The sequence below is a fragment of the Blautia sp. MSJ-36 genome (genome assembly GCF_018917985.1).
In the GTDB taxonomy this organism is placed as follows: Bacteria; Bacillota; Clostridia; order Lachnospirales; family Lachnospiraceae; genus Blautia_A.
Genome location: NZ_JAHLPQ010000009.1, coordinates 1 through 15,782 on the forward strand (window position 1 = coordinate 1; position 15,782 = coordinate 15,782).

The 15,782-nt window shown below is 44.5% G+C and carries 15 protein-coding genes; 1 reads left to right on the forward strand and 14 read right to left on the reverse strand.

The annotated features are described in order from the left end of the window. Nucleotides 1-180: 180 nt before the first annotated feature. The 8 genes from KQI39_RS08370 to larE all read right to left on the reverse strand — a co-directional run bounded on the left by KQI39_RS08370 (nucleotide 181) and on the right by larE (nucleotide 8,710). Nucleotides 181-552 carry a RidA family protein gene (locus KQI39_RS08370; RefSeq protein ID WP_253293123.1) on the reverse strand — a complete coding sequence of 124 codons (372 nt, stop codon included), beginning with the start codon at nucleotides 550-552 and terminating at the stop codon, nucleotides 181-183. A 93-nt stretch (nucleotides 553-645) separates the two neighbouring features. Beyond that, nucleotides 646-2,112 (reverse strand): serine hydrolase, encoded by a 1,467-nt coding sequence (locus tag KQI39_RS08375; RefSeq protein ID WP_253293124.1) that lies wholly within the window; start codon nucleotides 2,110-2,112, stop codon nucleotides 646-648. A 121-nt stretch (nucleotides 2,113-2,233) separates the two neighbouring features. Continuing rightward, complete coding sequence (locus tag KQI39_RS08380; RefSeq protein WP_216417767.1) at nucleotides 2,234-4,600, reverse strand: ATP-dependent DNA helicase; 2,367 nt, start codon at nucleotides 4,598-4,600, stop codon at nucleotides 2,234-2,236. 184 nt (nucleotides 4,601-4,784) lie between these two features. Continuing rightward, nucleotides 4,785-5,006, reverse strand: coding sequence for an HPr family phosphocarrier protein (locus tag KQI39_RS08385; protein ID WP_021977558.1), 222 nt, complete (start codon nucleotides 5,004-5,006; stop codon nucleotides 4,785-4,787). 263 nt (nucleotides 5,007-5,269) lie between these two features. Next, nucleotides 5,270-6,589, reverse strand: a complete 1,320-nt coding sequence (locus KQI39_RS08390) for an aspartate kinase (protein ID WP_173762117.1) — start codon at nucleotides 6,587-6,589, stop codon at nucleotides 5,270-5,272. 181 nt (nucleotides 6,590-6,770) lie between these two features. Then, entirely contained in the window at nucleotides 6,771-7,052 is a 282-nt protein-coding gene (locus KQI39_RS08395) for a DUF2325 domain-containing protein (RefSeq protein ID WP_174095722.1), read from the reverse strand. A gap of 145 nt (nucleotides 7,053-7,197) precedes the next feature. Then, on the reverse strand, nucleotides 7,198-7,887 hold the full coding sequence (tsaA, locus tag KQI39_RS08400) for a tRNA (N6-threonylcarbamoyladenosine(37)-N6)-methyltransferase TrmO (protein ID WP_174095721.1): 690 nt from the start codon (nucleotides 7,885-7,887) through the stop codon (nucleotides 7,198-7,200). Between the two features lies 1 nt (nucleotide 7,888). Then, nucleotides 7,889-8,710: an ATP-dependent sacrificial sulfur transferase LarE gene (gene larE / locus KQI39_RS08405; RefSeq protein WP_216417769.1), complete on the reverse strand. Its 822-nt coding sequence runs from the start codon at nucleotides 8,708-8,710 to the stop codon at nucleotides 7,889-7,891. Nucleotides 8,711-8,899: 189 nt separating this feature from the next. Between larE and KQI39_RS08410 the strand changes: the two genes are divergently transcribed. Further along, complete coding sequence (locus tag KQI39_RS08410) at nucleotides 8,900-9,154, forward strand: hypothetical protein (protein WP_173762115.1); 255 nt, start codon at nucleotides 8,900-8,902, stop codon at nucleotides 9,152-9,154. A 77-nt stretch (nucleotides 9,155-9,231) separates the two neighbouring features. Here the strand turns inward: KQI39_RS08410 and KQI39_RS08415 are convergent, their stop codons facing one another. The 6 genes from KQI39_RS08415 to pabB all read right to left on the reverse strand — a co-directional run bounded on the left by KQI39_RS08415 (nucleotide 9,232) and on the right by pabB (nucleotide 15,747). Further along, nucleotides 9,232-9,975 (reverse strand): DeoR/GlpR family DNA-binding transcription regulator, encoded by a 744-nt coding sequence (locus KQI39_RS08415; RefSeq protein WP_216417771.1) that lies wholly within the window; start codon nucleotides 9,973-9,975, stop codon nucleotides 9,232-9,234. A 70-nt stretch (nucleotides 9,976-10,045) separates the two neighbouring features. Beyond that, a complete protein-coding gene (locus KQI39_RS08420) occupies nucleotides 10,046-10,303 on the reverse strand; it encodes an HPr family phosphocarrier protein (RefSeq protein WP_015525831.1) in 258 nt (85 codons plus the stop codon). 39 nt (nucleotides 10,304-10,342) lie between these two features. Further along, nucleotides 10,343-12,256, reverse strand: a complete 1,914-nt coding sequence (locus KQI39_RS08425) for a PTS fructose transporter subunit IIABC (protein ID WP_216417773.1) — start codon at nucleotides 12,254-12,256, stop codon at nucleotides 10,343-10,345. A 20-nt stretch (nucleotides 12,257-12,276) separates the two neighbouring features. Next, nucleotides 12,277-13,188: a 1-phosphofructokinase gene (gene pfkB, locus KQI39_RS08430; RefSeq protein ID WP_118071153.1), complete on the reverse strand. Its 912-nt coding sequence runs from the start codon at nucleotides 13,186-13,188 to the stop codon at nucleotides 12,277-12,279. A 267-nt stretch (nucleotides 13,189-13,455) separates the two neighbouring features. After that, nucleotides 13,456-14,247: an aminotransferase class IV gene (locus KQI39_RS08435; RefSeq protein WP_216417774.1), complete on the reverse strand. Its 792-nt coding sequence runs from the start codon at nucleotides 14,245-14,247 to the stop codon at nucleotides 13,456-13,458. Between the two features lie 78 nt (nucleotides 14,248-14,325). Then, on the reverse strand, nucleotides 14,326-15,747 hold the full coding sequence (gene pabB, locus KQI39_RS08440) for an aminodeoxychorismate synthase component I (RefSeq protein WP_216417776.1): 1,422 nt from the start codon (nucleotides 15,745-15,747) through the stop codon (nucleotides 14,326-14,328). Nucleotides 15,748-15,782: the final 35 nt, after the last annotated feature.

The window sequence follows — 15,782 nt, forward strand, 5'->3', positions numbered from 1 at the left end:
CCTGTGATTTAATATTTGTGGTTTGCAGACCTACATTTATTTTAACACAGGAGATTACTTATATCTAAAGATCTTCCCTCCCCCTGCATAGCAGGGGGTTTATTTTTACTGTCACACAACAAAAAATCCCCTGCCGGAAGATCACCTCTTCCTGACAGGGGATTTACTGCCTGTTTTTTATTATACTGCTGCGATCACTTCTACTTCACAGAGAACATTCTTCGGGAGTGTTTTAACTGCGACGCAGGAGCGTGCCGGTTTGTTTACGAAATATTTCGCATATACTTCGTTAAATGCTGCAAAATCGTTCATATCTGCAAGGAAGCATACGGTCTTGACTGCGTTCTCATAGCTGGAACCTGCTGTCTCAAGAACTGCACCGAGATTCTTCATTACGCGGTCTGCCTGCTCCTCGATGGTTGTTCCCACAACTTCTCCTGTTGCCGGATCAACCGGGATCTGACCGGATGTGTAAAGAGTGTCTCCATGGATGATCGCCTGAGAATATGGTCCAATGGCTGCCGGTGCCTTGTCTGTATGTACTGTCTTCATAATAAAAATCTCCTTTCGTGAGCTTATAAAATCTTCCTGTTTCGGGTCAAACATTCAGATACTGCTCGGCTGATTTTCATTTTAGCTCACAAGTCAGTCCTGGTCAAGCTGCATATTCAGATAATTATAAACAATCCCGGAAATATCCCGAATGTGTGAAACTGCATCCCCGGATTTACAGTTCTCAGACATCACACAGAGAATGTAGGTTGTCTTCTCCCCGTATACAATAGCAATATCATGCTGGTCTGTATCTGTCTCCCCGGTCTTGTTGGCAATTTCCACAGAAGCGGAAATCCCACTTGGGATCTTGGTTGTCACCTGCTGGTTCAGAAGAAGGTTCAGCATAGCATCTGAAGCTTCCTTTGATACACATTCCCCTTTATAGATCCGGGAAAGAAGCTCCCCGCAGTCTTTTACAGAAGTGGTATTCCTTCCTCCCAGCCCCGCATCTTTGGATGCGGAAGGACTTAGGGTATGCTGTACCGATGTATCCGCGAACTGATTTTCCGCAAGGAAAGCATTCACTGCCTCCGCCCCGTCTTTAAAAACACCGGATGTTGTCTGCAGACGTACCAGTTCATTAAAAGATTCATTGTCACTGACTGTGATCATATTCCAGAGAAGATCATTAACTTTCGTCGCAACTGCCGGATCGGAAACATCTTTTTTCATTTTTGCAGCCTCACTCTGAAGAACGGTGTCCATACTGGCATAGGTCTGTGCCATGACAAATGCCTTGATCAGGCTGGCAGAGTATAAGGACTGGCTGCCAAGATCAAATTCTTGATCATTGGTAAGATCTTTTACATATACACTCCATGTACCGTCATAGGAACCAAGAAGTTCCGTAAGTCTGGTTTCCAGACCTTCCATGCCCAGATCCTTTGTTTCCACTTTTCCGGTTTCATCAACCGGAAAGCCCTCCGGTGTTGTTCCCTCTTCCTGTACCAGAACTCCGTTTTCTCCGCCAAAATAATAATAACCGTCAAACATCTGTCCTGCCGCGTTCATGTTAAGATAATGAATGCCGGGATCTGTAATCATCTTTCCATATCCGTCAAAATAATACAAACCATTGTAAGTGGTTTTATCCACCACCAGATTGTCCATATACCGTACCTGCGGCGAGGCACTGAGTTTTCCAAGGTTATTTACCATATAACATCCGTCAAAGGAAACTTCCGCACCACTTCCATCCGCGGCAGGAGCACTTAAGTTTTTGATCTGAACCATATGCGGATTCCCCGCCGCAAATTTACCATTTTCATCATGATAATAATATCCGTCAAACACCGTACCATCAATCACAAAATGATCAAAATAATGAACTGCCGGTGTATTTTCTCTAGTTCCATCTTCATTCAGGCAGTAAAAACCGCTGCTTTTTAAAATATATTTCCCACTTCCATCGGGAATCGGAAGTATCTGGGACTCCTCCGTAACAGAACCAAGGCTGCCCTGTGCACTCTGCTGCAGAGCCGCCGCTGATACCGGCTGAGTAAGCATTACTGTACTGAAACACACGGCCAGTACTTTTAATATTTTTTTCTGTCTCATATACTTCTTTCACTTTTCTTATCTTTGGATTTAACAGTTTCTGATTTTATTCCGGGAGTACTCTCCCCCTTTTCCCAGTGTGGATAAAGTCTCTATCAGTATACCGGATTTCTTCCGTCTGTCAAGTAAACGATCTCCAGAACCTGCTTACTGCCTCTTCCACGGTATTCAGCCTGCAGCTGCTCCGGTCTTTCCATTCCCTTGGAAAAATTTCTCCGTAATCCCGGCCCAGAAAACGGTCATCCAGAAGCAATATCACACCTTTGTCCTCTTTGGTGCGGATCACACGTCCGGCTGCCTGGAGAACCTTATTCATGCCAGGATAACGGTAGGCATAATCAAAACCGCTCTGTTTCTTTCTGTCATAATATTCTTTCAGGATCTCCCGCTCACTGCCGATCTGCGGAAGTCCGGTTCCCACTATGATCGCTCCGATCAGACTTTCACCTGTAAGATCAACCCCCTCGGAAAAAATTCCTCCAAGTACGCAGAAACCTACCAGTGTTCCTTCCCTGCTCTGAAATTCTTCCAGAAATTCCTCCCGTTCCCGTTCGGTCATATCAGAATTCTGCCGGATACAGCGCACCCAGTCTACCGAAAATTCCTCCTCATAAACCTGATATACATCTTCCATCAGACGATAGGAAGGAAAAAACACCATATAATTCCCCTGGCGCTGCCATACACACCTGGAAATATATTCCGCAATCTTACGGTACTCTGTATGGTTTCTTCTTGTATACCGGCTGCTTACATCGCTTCCAATGAGAATTCTCCTGTTTTTTGCCGAAAACGGGGACTGCACATAAATTCCATAAGCATCTGTTTCTGTTGTAAGAAGTTCCCGGTAATACAACATCGGAAAAAGTGTTGCGGAAAAAAATACCGCACTTCTTCCCTTTTTCAGGTATTCACTTAAGTTTGCAGCTGGATTCACGCAGAACAGGCGCAGCCGGAAATCATTTTCCCCAAAGCATTCCGTATAGACCACATAGTTCTCATCCACCAGTTCTGACACATTCAGAAAATCACGCACAACAAAATAAAATTCCAGGATCTCCTTTCGAAGCTCCTCTTCCAGATTTTTTTCTTCCAGAATTTCTTCCAGCTCACCGGAAATGGTAAGAAACGTAACCGGCAGTATACCTGGGTTGGAAAGCACCTGATACGGATTTTGGGATGCCTTAAGATCCTCTTCCAGTTCCAGCATCTGCCTGCTGGCTTTATCCAATGCCCTGGCGAGTTTTGGAAAATGTTTCCGGATTTTTTTCCGCAATGTAAAAAGTGTCTGTCTGGATATCTCCGCACTGTACATTTCTCTTCCGCGTTCTACCAGATTATGCGCTTCATCAATGAGAAAAATATAATCTCCGGAAATATTTTCCCCGAAAAAGCGTTTCAGATGGACATTGGGATCAAAGGCGTAATTATAGTCACAGATCACCCCGTCTACCCAGACGGAAAGATCCAGGCACATTTCAAAAGGACATACCTGCCATTTTTCTGCATGAGCACGGATCACTTCCCTGGAATATACCTCTTCGGTAGTCCAAAGTTCATAGACTGCATCATTCACCCGGTCAAAATGTCCTTTTGCATAGGGGCATTTTTCCGGCGTACACTCCGGTGAATCCAGAAAACAGAGTTTTTCTTTTGCGGTGATGGCTGTGACCTTAAATTTCAGTCCATTTTCACGCAAAGTATGGAACGCTTCCCAGGCAACCGTTCCTGTAATGGTTTTTGCGGTAAGGTAAAACAGTGTTTCGCCCTTCCCCTCCCCGATGGCACGTACCGAAGGAAAAATTGCGGACATGGTTTTTCCCACCCCGGTAGGTGCCTGGACAAACAACGTTTTTTTGCTGGAAACTGTATGATATACACCGCTGACAATCTCTCTCTGCCCTTCTCTGTAAGGAAACGGAAACTGCAGATCTGTCATGGATGCATTCCGTTCTTTTTTCCAGGAAAGTGAATAAGCAATCCATTTATGGTAAGCATCCAGAAGTTCCTGGTACCACTTTTTCAGTTCCTCCATGGAAAAAATTTCCCGGAATCTTCTGGTATCCTCTGTATCCAGATGGGAATAGGTCATCTGGATCCCGATTTGGGAAAGGCCTTCTTTTTCTCCGTAAATCCACCCGTAACACATTGCCTGTGCACGGTGGACAGGTACCGGCATCTCCATTGCCTGGAGATTTCCATAGGTTCCTTTGATCTCATCGATCCAGACCTCCCCGTCCTCTGTAAAAATTCCATCTGCACGACCTTCCACCTGGATGATCGTATCCTCGTATTCACTTTCTCTTTTCAGGGAAACTTCCGCCTGATAATTGCCTTTCATGCTTCTCTGGATCTTCCGGTGAAGCCTTCCGCCTTTTAACATGGCTTCTTTATCTCCGGATGATCCACGGCTGTTATCCAGGTCTCCGCTACGTAATATAAATTCCACCAGGTTTCTGACAGAAATCCGTACTTTTGGTTTTTCCATAATTTCACTCCTGCAGCTTTCAGAGCTCTTTCTCCAAAAGCTGCCCTTTTCTGCAATGCTGTATTTCAGATTATACCATAAAAACTACATACAAAAATCTTTTTGCAATCAAAAAAGACGCATGTTCTGCTTTGCTTCTCATGAACTGCGCCTTTTTATTACTTTTTTTCTTTATTCATATTTCTCAGCCTACCGCGTACTTGGAAAGAACCTGGTTAAAATTTTCATCCTCTCCGTAACACTTTACTGTCAGAGTCTTTGTCAGATCCAGACTAAGAAGTCCAAGGATCGACTTCGCGTCGATGATAATGCGGTTGTAAAATACATCAATATCAAAATTGCATCTGCTGGCTGCACTGACAAACTCCTGTGCGCTTTTTTCATCCAGTTTGATCTGTTTCTCCATTGCTGACCGCCTGCCTTTCTGAAGTTTTTGTATATGTCTGTTTTACACAAAAGTTAAGTTTTTGTCAATACTGTTTATTTCCTGTCAGACGTTTTTCGACACAATGTATAATATCTTTGTTTTTCTTTTAGAAATTTTGTCGAATTTATTTGGATTATTTTTAGGTAAACCATAGATTTTGGCCAAAAAATCCGCCACAGGACGGTATGTTACATGTCCTGCGGCGGATATAATACTTCCTGATTTAATTAAAATGGATATTTTTAGATCCGTGTCAGAACAAAAATATCATAGATCGCTCTGACAGCTTTTTCGAAATCGCGGTTCTCAACGCCGATGATGATATTCAGCTCACTGGAACCCTGGTCAATCATTTTTACATTTACATTTGCATGAGCAAGAGCAGAGAAGATTCTTCCTGCAGTACCTCTCTGGGATTTCATTCCACGGCCTACGACTGCGATCAGTGCAAGGTCGGATTCCATCTCCACGAAGTCAGGCTGTACCAGACGGTGGATGCCTGCGATAACCTGCTGCTCTTTCTCCTCAAACTCATCCTGGTGAACATATACGGTCATAGTATCGATTCCGGACGGTACATGCTCAAAACTGATTCCCTGATCCTCAAATACCTGAAGAACTTTACGGCCAAAACCGATCTCACTGTTCATCATGGATTTCTCGATATTAATGGAGCAGAAACCTTTCTTTCCGGCAATACCGGTAATTGTAAATTTCGGTTTTTTGCAGGTGCTCTCTACGATCAGTGTACCTTTGTCTTCCGGGCTGTTTGTATTACGGATGTTGATCGGAATTCCCTCTTTACGAACCGGGAAGATCGCATCCTCATGAAGAACGGTTGCTCCCATGTAAGAAAGCTCACGAAGCTCTCTGTATGTAATTGCCTCGATGGGTTCCGGATTGTGTACGATACGCGGATCGGTTACAAGGAAACCGGAAACATCAGTCCAGTTCTCATAGATATCTGCATGGATCGCTTTTGCAACCAGGGATCCGGTTACATCAGAACCACCTCTGGAAAATGTCTTTACCGTACCATCTGCACATGCTCCGTAGAATCCCGGGATAACCGCATGCTGGGATTTGCTGAGTTTCTTGGAAAGGAGTTTGTTGGTCTCCTCAGCTTCCAGATTACCGTCTTTGTCAAAACGGATTACAGTAGCCGCATCCACAAAATCATATCCAAGATATGCAGCCATGATCTTACCATTGAGGAACTCACCTCTGGATGCCGCATACTGGATTCCTGCCTGTGCACGGAAATCCTCATCGATCTTCTTGAACTCGTCTTCAAGAGAAAGGCTCAGTCCAAGACCTTTGATAATCTCATAATATCTCTCTTTGATGGCATTAAGCTTCTCAGTGATATCCTCACCTTTGGATGCTGCGTCATAGCATCCGTAAAGCATATCGGTTACTTTGATATCTTCGTCAAATCTCTTTCCCGGAGCTGACGGAACTACATAACGGCGGCTCTCATCGCTGCGGATGATATCGCCCACTTTCTGGAACTGCTCCGCATTTGCAAGGGAACTTCCACCGAATTTTACAACTTTTTTCATGATAACACCTCTCACCTGTAATTTCGACTTCCAGCGCTGCATATTCACGATTCACTGCAACACTTTACCACAGAAACCTACGGCTATTTTATTGAATAATTTATAATTTTGCAAGTCTTTCCGTTACATTTCCGCAAAAAAGTCAAATTATACAAGAGAAAAGTATCTCCTGACCTGTTTCTTATGCACAGTACTGTTTCAGAATGTTCTCAAGAGCTGCAGCGCTGCTTGTGTGACAGCGGCATACAGGGATGGATTTTTTCTTTGCTTCTTCTACCGCGCAGTTTACCATTTTGTGGGAAACGGTACTTGTGAACAGGATCATCAGATCCGGCACACCGATCTTTTTCTTCATAGCTCCTTTTTCCTTGGCAAAAACTTTCGCCTTACATCCGAACCCTTTACAGATATCCTCATACTGACATATCATTCTTTCATTACCGCCTACGATTACAACGCTCATAATTCACTCTCCTTTGATCTCTGAACTTTTTTTATATAACTGTTACTGGTTATCTTTGACTAACTCTTGGTTTAAAATATTGAGTTAGCATTTGCTAACTCGTTTATTATAATACCATGCCTTAAAAAGTTTGTCAAAGGTAATTTTAAATTTTGTCAGATTTTTTATATTCTGTGATCCCACATACAGTAAGTATGCCCTCTTTTACCTGGAAATGCACATCCATTCCCGCAAAAGGCATTCCGTATATCCGCTCCGGATCTTTCTGGTAGGCAGGCCTTGGATCTTCCTTAAGTACCCCTTCCAGCGCAGAAAGTTTCTCTTCCGGGATCTTTGCCTTCCATTCTTCGGGAATCTCCACTTTCAGGAAGTGCTGCTCCACTTTTGTTGCAAAACCGCCCAGGGCTTCCGGATGGCAGTCTGCAGCCGGCAGATATGGCTTGATATCATAGATGGGGGTTCCATCCATCAGATCTGCACCGGATACGATCAGTACAGGAGCTTCTTTACTCTCCAGATCGATCTTTTCCAGTTTCACGCAGGACAGCCCTACCGGATTGGGACGGAATGGGGATCTGGTGGCAAATACACCCATCCTTTCATTCCCGCCCAGACGTGGCGGACGTACCGTAGGTGACCAGTTCTCACGGATTGCCTTAGAAAATTCCCAGAGCAGCCAGATATGTGAAAAATCTTCCAGCCCCTTCACCGCTTCACGTACCCGGTATTCCGGTTCAAAAACAATACGGGCTGTCAGTTCTTCCACACGGCCGCTCTGGCGCGGGATTCCAAATTTTGTTGGAAAATCACTTCTGATCCTTGCAATTATTTTCATATTACTCTCCCAATGTTTCGTTCATGCTTCCTGTCCGGTAGCCTGTCAGATCCATTGTAACATAGGTAAAGCCATATGTCTTAAACTCTTTTGTGATCTTTTCCCGGTTTTCCAGAACTTTGGAAAATTCTGCCGGTTCCACTTCAATGCGGGCCATCATTCCGTGGATCCGAACACGAACCTGATGAAATCCCAGATCCAGAAGAAGCTGCTCCGCTTTATCCACCATGGAAAGTTTATCCCTTGTGATCTCTTCTCCATATACAAATCTGGAAGAAAGACATGCAAAGGACTGTTTATCCCAGGTAGGAAGTCCCAGATTTCTGGACAGGATACGAATTTCTTCTTTCGCAAGTTTGGAATGGCGCAGAGGGCTTGTTACCCCAAGTTCTGCCACTGCCTGAAGTCCTGGTCTGTAATCTCCGTTATCATCCATATTGGAACCCTCTGCAATATAGGCAATCTTCTGCTCCTTTGCGATGTTGATGATCTTCTCAAACAGCTCGTGCTTACAGATATAACAGCGGTTCTTCGGATTATGGGAAAATCCTTCGATATCCAGCTCCTCGGATTCACATACAAAATGACGGATGCCCTCTTTTTCGCAGAAACGGATCGCTTCCATAAGTTCTCTCTCCGGAAAAGAGCAGGACTTTGCGGTCACGGCGATCACCTGATCTCCAAGGGTATCATGTGCTACCTTAAGAAGGTAGGTGGAGTCCACACCTCCGGAAAAGGCAACGGCCACACTTTTTAACTGACGGAGATAATCTTTCAGATCTTCTTCTTTTTTTAATGCTTCCTGTAATTTTTTATCTTCCATTCTTCTCTTCACCTCTTAAAATTCTGTTTCATTTTTATTTCCGATTTCTGTAAGACGAATACTTCGATTTATATTTTGATAAAATATCATACTTTCCCCACTAAGTCAATATGAAATATAATTGATAATTGTATTTTCAGACCTTTTATGCTATTGTATAAGTAATAATATTTTATCAGGAGGTTTCATATGGGACAGAGACGTACCAAAGTAGAAGTACTGAACGAAAAAATTTCCAAAGTAGAGTCCAAGATTGCTGCCTACACAGAGAAGATCGCAGCTCTGGAAGATGAGAAAACTGCTCTTGCAGCACAGCTGGAAGAAATTCATAAAGCAGCCAAGAAAGCAGAAGAAGCCGCAGAGTTGAAACGTCTTCTTAAACTGATGCGTAAGAAAGACATTTCTGTGGAAGATCTGGAATCCATGATTTCCAAAGAAGACTGATTACAAAAAACCGGTTTCCGAAGAATTTTTTCTTCCAAACCGGTTTTTTATTTATAATCTTTTTATTTTATATCTTTTTATGATACGATCTGAATATTTCTGCAATCCTTATATTCTCTGGAACAGTTTTCCGTCAGGATCACCGCTCCATCAAACGAAAAGAATGTCACCGCACTGATCTGTCCGAATTTGGAACTGTCGGATACTACGTATCTTTCCAGGCACTGCTCCATAGCTGTTCGCTTTACCAGTGCCTCGTTGGCCTCCGGTGTAGTAAAACCTTCTCTTAGCGTCATTCCGTTTGTTCCAAAAAAACCCTTTGTAAAATGATAGTTCTTCAGCATCTGCATAGCCTGGCTTCCAATCACCGCTTCTGTGGAACCTTTTAGTTCTCCGCCGATCAGCAGCACACGGACTCCCATCTGAGCCAGAGTCCTGGCATGGGAAACACCGTTGGTCACAAACGTCGCCCTGGAGCCATTAAGATGTTCCAGCATATATCCGGTAGTCGTTCCCGCATCCAGATATACGAAATCTTCCGGCTGGATCAGAGATGCCGCATAGGCTGCGATCTTCTTTTTTTCCTCGATATTAAGCTCGGATTTTTGGGCTACGGTAGGCTCATAGGCATTGACTGTATGCTCCAGTGCCACTGCGCCGCCAAAAACTCTGGTCAGTTTTCCCGCCTTGTAAAGCGCTGTGATATCCCTGCGGACTGTAGATTCCGATGCATCCAGGATATCTTTCAGCTCTGTTACTGTGACACTGTTTTTTTCTCTGAGAAGGCCGAGTATGATCTCATATCTCTGCTCCGTCAGCATATTTTTCCTCCTTTAAAAAAGACACCCCGATCAGACGGACCGGGATGTCTTCTGTTTACTCATTCTGAGATTACAGGTTCTCCTGCATGAATTTGCTTACTGCCTCGTATGCTGCATCCTCGTCTGCACCATCGAATGTGAAAGTAACCTCATGGCCTTTCTTTACGCCAAGTCCCATAAGTGCAAGAAGTTTTCTGCACTCTACAGTCTTACCGTCTTTCTCGATTGTGATCTTGGACTCGAAACCTTTTACAAGTTTCACAAGCTCTCCTGCCGGACGTGCATGGATTCCTTCGTTATCTGTTACTACATACTTGAATTCTTTCATTTTTTTATCCTCCAGGTTTTTATTTTTAATTTTAAAAATTTAAGCAACTTTTTTCTTCAGTACACCGAGAAGTACGGCTGAGATCAGAGTTCCCACAACCAGTGCAACCAGATACATCAGTGCGTTACCTACAACCGGGAATACGAAGATTCCGCCGTGCGGTGCCATCAGTGTACAGTTGAAGAACATGGAGATCGCTCCGGCTACTGCGGAACCGACGATACAGGACGGAAGTACATGGATCGGGTCAGATGCCGCAAAAGGAATGGCTCCTTCTGTGATAAATGCAAGTCCCATGATAAAGTTGGTCGGTCCTGCCTCACGCTCTTCTTTTGTAAATTTGTCTTTAAACAGCAGGGATGCAAGTGCGATAGCACATGGAGGAGTCATGCCTCCTACCATAACTGCTGCCATAATGTCATAGTTACCTGCCGCAATGGCCGCTGTACCAAATACATATGCTGCTTTGTTGAACGGGCCTCCCATATCAATGGCCATCATGCCACCGAGAACCAGTCCTAAAATTACTTTACTTGAATTTCCCATGCCTGTCAAGGCATTATTTAATCCTGTATTAATGCCGCCCATGATCGGCTCTACAATAAATGTCATACAAAGTCCCATAAGAAGGACACCAACAACCGGATAGATCAGTACCGGTGCGATTTTTTCCAGAGCTTCCGGAAGTTTATCACAGACTTTACGAAGTCCCAGGATCAGATATCCTGCAAGGAAACCTGCAAGAAGAGCTCCAAGAAAACCGGATTTTCCGTTTGCTGCGATCATACCGCCTACAAGGCCAACTGCAAGTGCCGGTCTGTCACCGATAGCCATTGCGATAAAGCCGGCCAGTACAGGAAGCATGAACCCAAATGCGGTTCCACCAATATTTTTCAGAACAGCCGCTACCGGTGTGATGGTACCAAAGTTTGCTCTCTGGTCTGCCGGAAGGGAACTTAAATCTACGCTTAAACCATCGATCAGAAATGCAAGGGCGATCAGGATACCACCGCCAACAACCAGTGGAAGCATATGAGATACACCGTTCATCAGCTGCATGTAGATCTTGTGGCCTGCTCCGCCGCCTGCTTTTGCATTTGAGGAAGAACTCTGGCTGCCTGCTGCCGCATGATATATCGGAACATCTCCGGAAATGGCACGGTCAACCAGTTGGTCTGCCTTGCTGATTCCGTCGGAAACCTGACATTCGATGACTTTCTTTCCGTCGAAACGGTCCATGGGGACCTTGGCATCTGCTGCTACGATAATGCAGTCTGCTTCCTGGATCTCCTGATCCGTAAGTACATTTTTTGCTCCGCCGGAGCCTCTTGTCTCTATTTTAATGAAACAGTCTTTCGCCTTCGCTGCTTTTTCCAGTCCTTCTGCTGCCATGTAGGTGTGGGCAATACCTGTGGGGCATGAAGTAACTGCCAGCAGTTTGGCTCTGGCTCCTTCGGAACTTCCTGTATCTGCCAGTCTCTCGTCGATATCTTTTTTCTCATCATCTGCCTTGTCGATGATCTCCATAAATTCATCTACAGATTTCGCGTTACGTAAGGACTCTGTAAAATTATCATCCATCAGCATCACGGAAAGTTTGCTGAGTACATCCAGATGAATGTTGTCTTCTGTATTCGGTGCCGCGATCAGGAAAAGAAGGGTGACCGGTTCATCGTCCAGTGCCTCAAATTCCACGCCGTTTTTTACTACCATGGCAGCAAGTCCCGGTTTCTTTACCGCATCACATTTTCCATGAGGAATGGCGATTCCCTCACCGATTCCTGTTGTACTTTCTTCCTCTCTTAAATACACCTGTTTCCGATAAGCTTCCCGGTCGCTGATCTTTTCACTTTTTACCATAAGATCTACGGCCATATCCAGCGCTTCGGATTTGGTCTTCGGTGCTGCATCCAGCGATATGCTTCGTTTGTCAAGCAGATCTGTGATTCTCATCTTCCCTTCTCCTTTCTTATTTACCCCTCTGTTACCTGTTTATATACCGCCTGAATCTCTTCCTTTGTGGCAAGATTTTCAGAAAATGCACTTGCGCTTCCTGCGGAAATTCCCATATGGAAAGCGTATTCGTAATCCTGTTTTTCCATCCAGCCTGCCATAAAACCTGCCACCATGGAATCTCCGGCTCCCACACCGTTTACCAGTGTTCCCTTCGGTGCCGGTTTCTCAAATACCTGTCCGTCTTCTGCTACCAGGACAGCTCCTTCACCTGCCATGGAAATCAGCACGTTTCTGGCTCCTTTTTCCTGGAGTTTCTTTCCGTAAGGTATCACATCCTGACGTGTCTTAAGCTCGACGCCGAAGATTTCTCCCAGTTCATGGTTGTTGGGTTTCACAAGGAACGGATGATATTTCAAAACATTTACAAGAAGATCTCTTGTTGCATCCACAACGATCATCACGCCTCTTCCGTCCAGTCTCGCCATGATCTTCTCGTACATGTCATCCGGCATGGATGATGGAATGCTTCCTGCCAGGAAAAGCACATCTCCTTCTTTCAGTGTGTCAAGTTTCTCCATCAGCTCCTGAACTTTTTCTGCGCTGATCTTCGGTCCCATTCCGTTGATCTCGGTTCCGTCAATGGATTTCAGCTTCAGGTTGATTCTGGAAACGCCTTCCGGGATCTTAATAAAATCCGATTTCACTCCCATCTCCTCAAGCTTTCTTACAATCTCATCTCCTACGAATCCTGCCATAAAACCAAGTGCTGTATTCTCAATTCCAAGGTTCATCAGCACTGTGGAAACGTTGATTCCTTTTCCACCCGGAAGCATCAGCTCAGAACTGGTACGGTTGGTAAGTCCAAGCTTGAAGTCCTCTACGGAAACGATATAGTCCAGAGATGGATTAAAAGTAACTGTGCAGATCATTTCTTTCTCCTCCCCATATCTTTTATTCTGCGGGTTTCTGACCGCTTTTTGTTGTTCCTCATTTGTTTAACTTAGTATACTTCCAAATTCATTCAAAGTCAATCAAACTACTTCACAAAATTCATGACTGTTTTTGGTTGAGTTTGCACAAAAAAAGTGCATCAATCCTAGTTTTTCCAGGTTGATACACTTTTATCCCTGATTATCTCAGTCATTTTCATTCATTTCAGTCATGGTCATTCACAGAATCTGGCACTCCATATCGTTTCATCTGTCTTTCTTCTTATTTATCGTCTCCTGTACCATGTCCTGATATTTTCTCATCAGCTCCTTTGTCACTCGGTCTTCCTCAAACCGAATTCCCCCAATCTGACGCACTGGCATGATTCCCATCAGGGAATTGGTAACAAAACATTCCTGATACCGCTTCAGGTCCTGAACATAGATGTCTGTCTCTTCCACATCTTCTGTTTCACAGAGATACTCCCGAAGGATCCCCGGAAGAAGGCCGCAACTGACTTGTGGCGTACAGATCACGCCGTTTCTCACAAAAAATACATTACTTACCGTACCTTCAGAAACCTGTTCTTTTGTATTGAGAAACAGCCGCTCATCCATTCCTGCTGCCGTGGCATTTCTTTTTTCCAGGATACAGTCTCCGTAATTCATGGTTTTGTGATATACCAGCGGTGAGGTTTCATTTCGTTTTACCGCACTGATATCTATGAAAAAACATTTCTCATATTTTTCCGGTGTATAGTGATTGGCACGAAGAGAATAAACCATGTTTTCCTTGGTAAGCATGATCTTTAATGCACAGTGCTCCAGGTTTCCAAATTCATTTTGTACTTCTGTGCGCATTTTCTGTTCTTCCAGATATTTTTCAATCTTCCGTGCAGTGATCCCCCGTTCTGACAAGCTTCCCAGTTTCAGGAAATCTGCGGCACGTTCCAGTCTTTTCAGGTGTTTATCCAGCAGTATGGGAATTCCCTGTTCGATCCCTATGGTTTCAAATGCTCCCAGGCCAAACTGAAAACATTCATCTAATGTTACGTTCATCTCCATCCTCCCTTTTGCATCAGGTCTCCCGGCCCGTCTGCAGAATCTTTCTTAGTCTTCCGTTATTCCGTATGTCCCCTACTGCAGTGCATCCAGGATCGCTTTCGCTTTCTGCAGTGTTTCCTCATACTCAAATTCCAGATCTGACTCTGCCGTGATCCCGCCACCGACACCAAGATGATATTTCCCGTTTTTATGAAGGGCTGTACGGATCACGATGTTAAAATCGCAGCTGCCATCCAGTGTCAGATAGCCGATGGAACCGGTATAGAGATTTCTTTTTCCATGCTCCAGTTCATCAATGATCTCCATAGCGCGGTATTTCGGTGCACCGGTAATAGAACCACCGGGGAACGTAGCTTCCAGAAGGTCCATCACATTTTTTCCATCTTCCAGTGTTCCCTCAATATCCGACACCAGATGAAATACTGTGGCATATGCTTCCACTGTAAAAAGTTCAGTTACTTTCACGCTTCCCGGTGTACATACCCGGTTCAGATCATTTCGTTCCAGATCTACGATCATCAGAAGCTCACTTTTATCTTTGCCGGAATCTGCAAGTTCCTGGCGGAGCATTTCATCTTCCTCAGGCGTTGCGCCACGTTTTCGTGTCCCTTTTATAGGACGGGTGTTTACATGGCGGTCTTTCATTTTCAGGAAGCGCTCCGGAGAGGCACAGACGATCTGATAATCTCCGAAATCCAGATATCCGCCAAAAGGAGAGGGATTGTTTTTCCGAAGATCATAAAAAACATCCAGCGGCTGTTTTTCGCTTTCAATGGTCAGCTGCTGTGTCATATTGGCAATGTAGATATCACCTTCTATAATATACCGGATCATCCGGTCCACTGCCTGCTTGTATTCCTCTTTCTCAAAATTTGGATGAACCTGGATCTCAAATTTCTCACGGTGAGAATTTTCCGTGATCATCCCATTTCCGAATTTCTTTTTTTCTCCGATTTCCGGTTCTTCCGGTTTGCCAGCCTCTGCAGATTCCAGGATTGCTTTTTCCATTGCGCCGATCTGCGCCGCGGCATTTCCGCTGATTCCATTTGACACAAGATACGTCCTTTTTTCCTGACAGTCTTCCACAACAAAACAGTCATAAAACGTCAGAACTGCTTCCGGAATCGTCACGAGATCTTTTTCCCCGGAGGGTACTCCCATCTGTTTCCTTCCGTAATCATAGGAAAAATATCCTACGGCTCCGGATACAATAGGAAGTCCGCTGTCATTTTTATCCTCATGGGTATCCAAATATTCCCGCATGTAATCTTCAAAGGTTGTTTCTGTTTCCGGTTTTCCATTGATGGTAAAGGTCTTCCCGTCTTTTACCAGTTTCAGATAGGGGCACCTTCCGATCACGGAATAATGTCCCAGTTCATTCACAAGGGAGGAATCCAGAAATGCAGCTCCCGGCTCTCTCTCGTAGATCCGGAAAATCTCCACTGCCAGGATATATGGGGTCAGTTCTTTTATGATTCGCTGATTTTTGTACATGTTTTTACTCCTGTGTGTTCCCGGTTTTATCTGTG

What these genes read in the sequence shown, in the direction of transcription:
- KQI39_RS08370 (WP_253293123.1), bottom strand. Translation starts at nt 552, where the DNA reads ATGAAGACAGTACATACAGACAAGGCACCGGCAGCCATTGGACCATAT.
- KQI39_RS08375 (WP_253293124.1), bottom strand. Translation starts at nt 2,112, where the DNA reads ATGAGACAGAAAAAAATATTAAAAGTACTGGCCGTGTGTTTCAGTACA.
- KQI39_RS08380 (WP_216417767.1), bottom strand. Translation starts at nt 4,600, where the DNA reads ATGGAAAAACCAAAAGTACGGATTTCTGTCAGAAACCTGGTGGAATTT.
- KQI39_RS08385 (WP_021977558.1), bottom strand. Translation starts at nt 5,006, where the DNA reads ATGGAGAAACAGATCAAACTGGATGAAAAAAGCGCACAGGAGTTTGTC.
- KQI39_RS08390 (WP_173762117.1), bottom strand. Translation starts at nt 6,589, where the DNA reads ATGAAAAAAGTTGTAAAATTCGGTGGAAGTTCCCTTGCAAATGCGGAG.
- KQI39_RS08395 (WP_174095722.1), bottom strand. Translation starts at nt 7,052, where the DNA reads ATGAGCGTTGTAATCGTAGGCGGTAATGAAAGAATGATATGTCAGTAT.
- tsaA (WP_174095721.1), bottom strand. Translation starts at nt 7,887, where the DNA reads ATGAAAATAATTGCAAGGATCAGAAGTGATTTTCCAACAAAATTTGGA.
- larE (WP_216417769.1), bottom strand. Translation starts at nt 8,710, where the DNA reads ATGGAAGATAAAAAATTACAGGAAGCATTAAAAAAAGAAGAAGATCTG.
- KQI39_RS08410 (WP_173762115.1), top strand. Translation starts at nt 8,900, where the DNA reads ATGGGACAGAGACGTACCAAAGTAGAAGTACTGAACGAAAAAATTTCC.
- KQI39_RS08415 (WP_216417771.1), bottom strand. Translation starts at nt 9,975, where the DNA reads ATGCTGACGGAGCAGAGATATGAGATCATACTCGGCCTTCTCAGAGAA.
- KQI39_RS08420 (WP_015525831.1), bottom strand. Translation starts at nt 10,303, where the DNA reads ATGAAAGAATTCAAGTATGTAGTAACAGATAACGAAGGAATCCATGCA.
- KQI39_RS08425 (WP_216417773.1), bottom strand. Translation starts at nt 12,256, where the DNA reads ATGAGAATCACAGATCTGCTTGACAAACGAAGCATATCGCTGGATGCA.
- pfkB (WP_118071153.1), bottom strand. Translation starts at nt 13,188, where the DNA reads ATGATCTGCACAGTTACTTTTAATCCATCTCTGGACTATATCGTTTCC.
- KQI39_RS08435 (WP_216417774.1), bottom strand. Translation starts at nt 14,247, where the DNA reads ATGAACGTAACATTAGATGAATGTTTTCAGTTTGGCCTGGGAGCATTT.
- pabB (WP_216417776.1), bottom strand. Translation starts at nt 15,747, where the DNA reads ATGTACAAAAATCAGCGAATCATAAAAGAACTGACCCCATATATCCTG.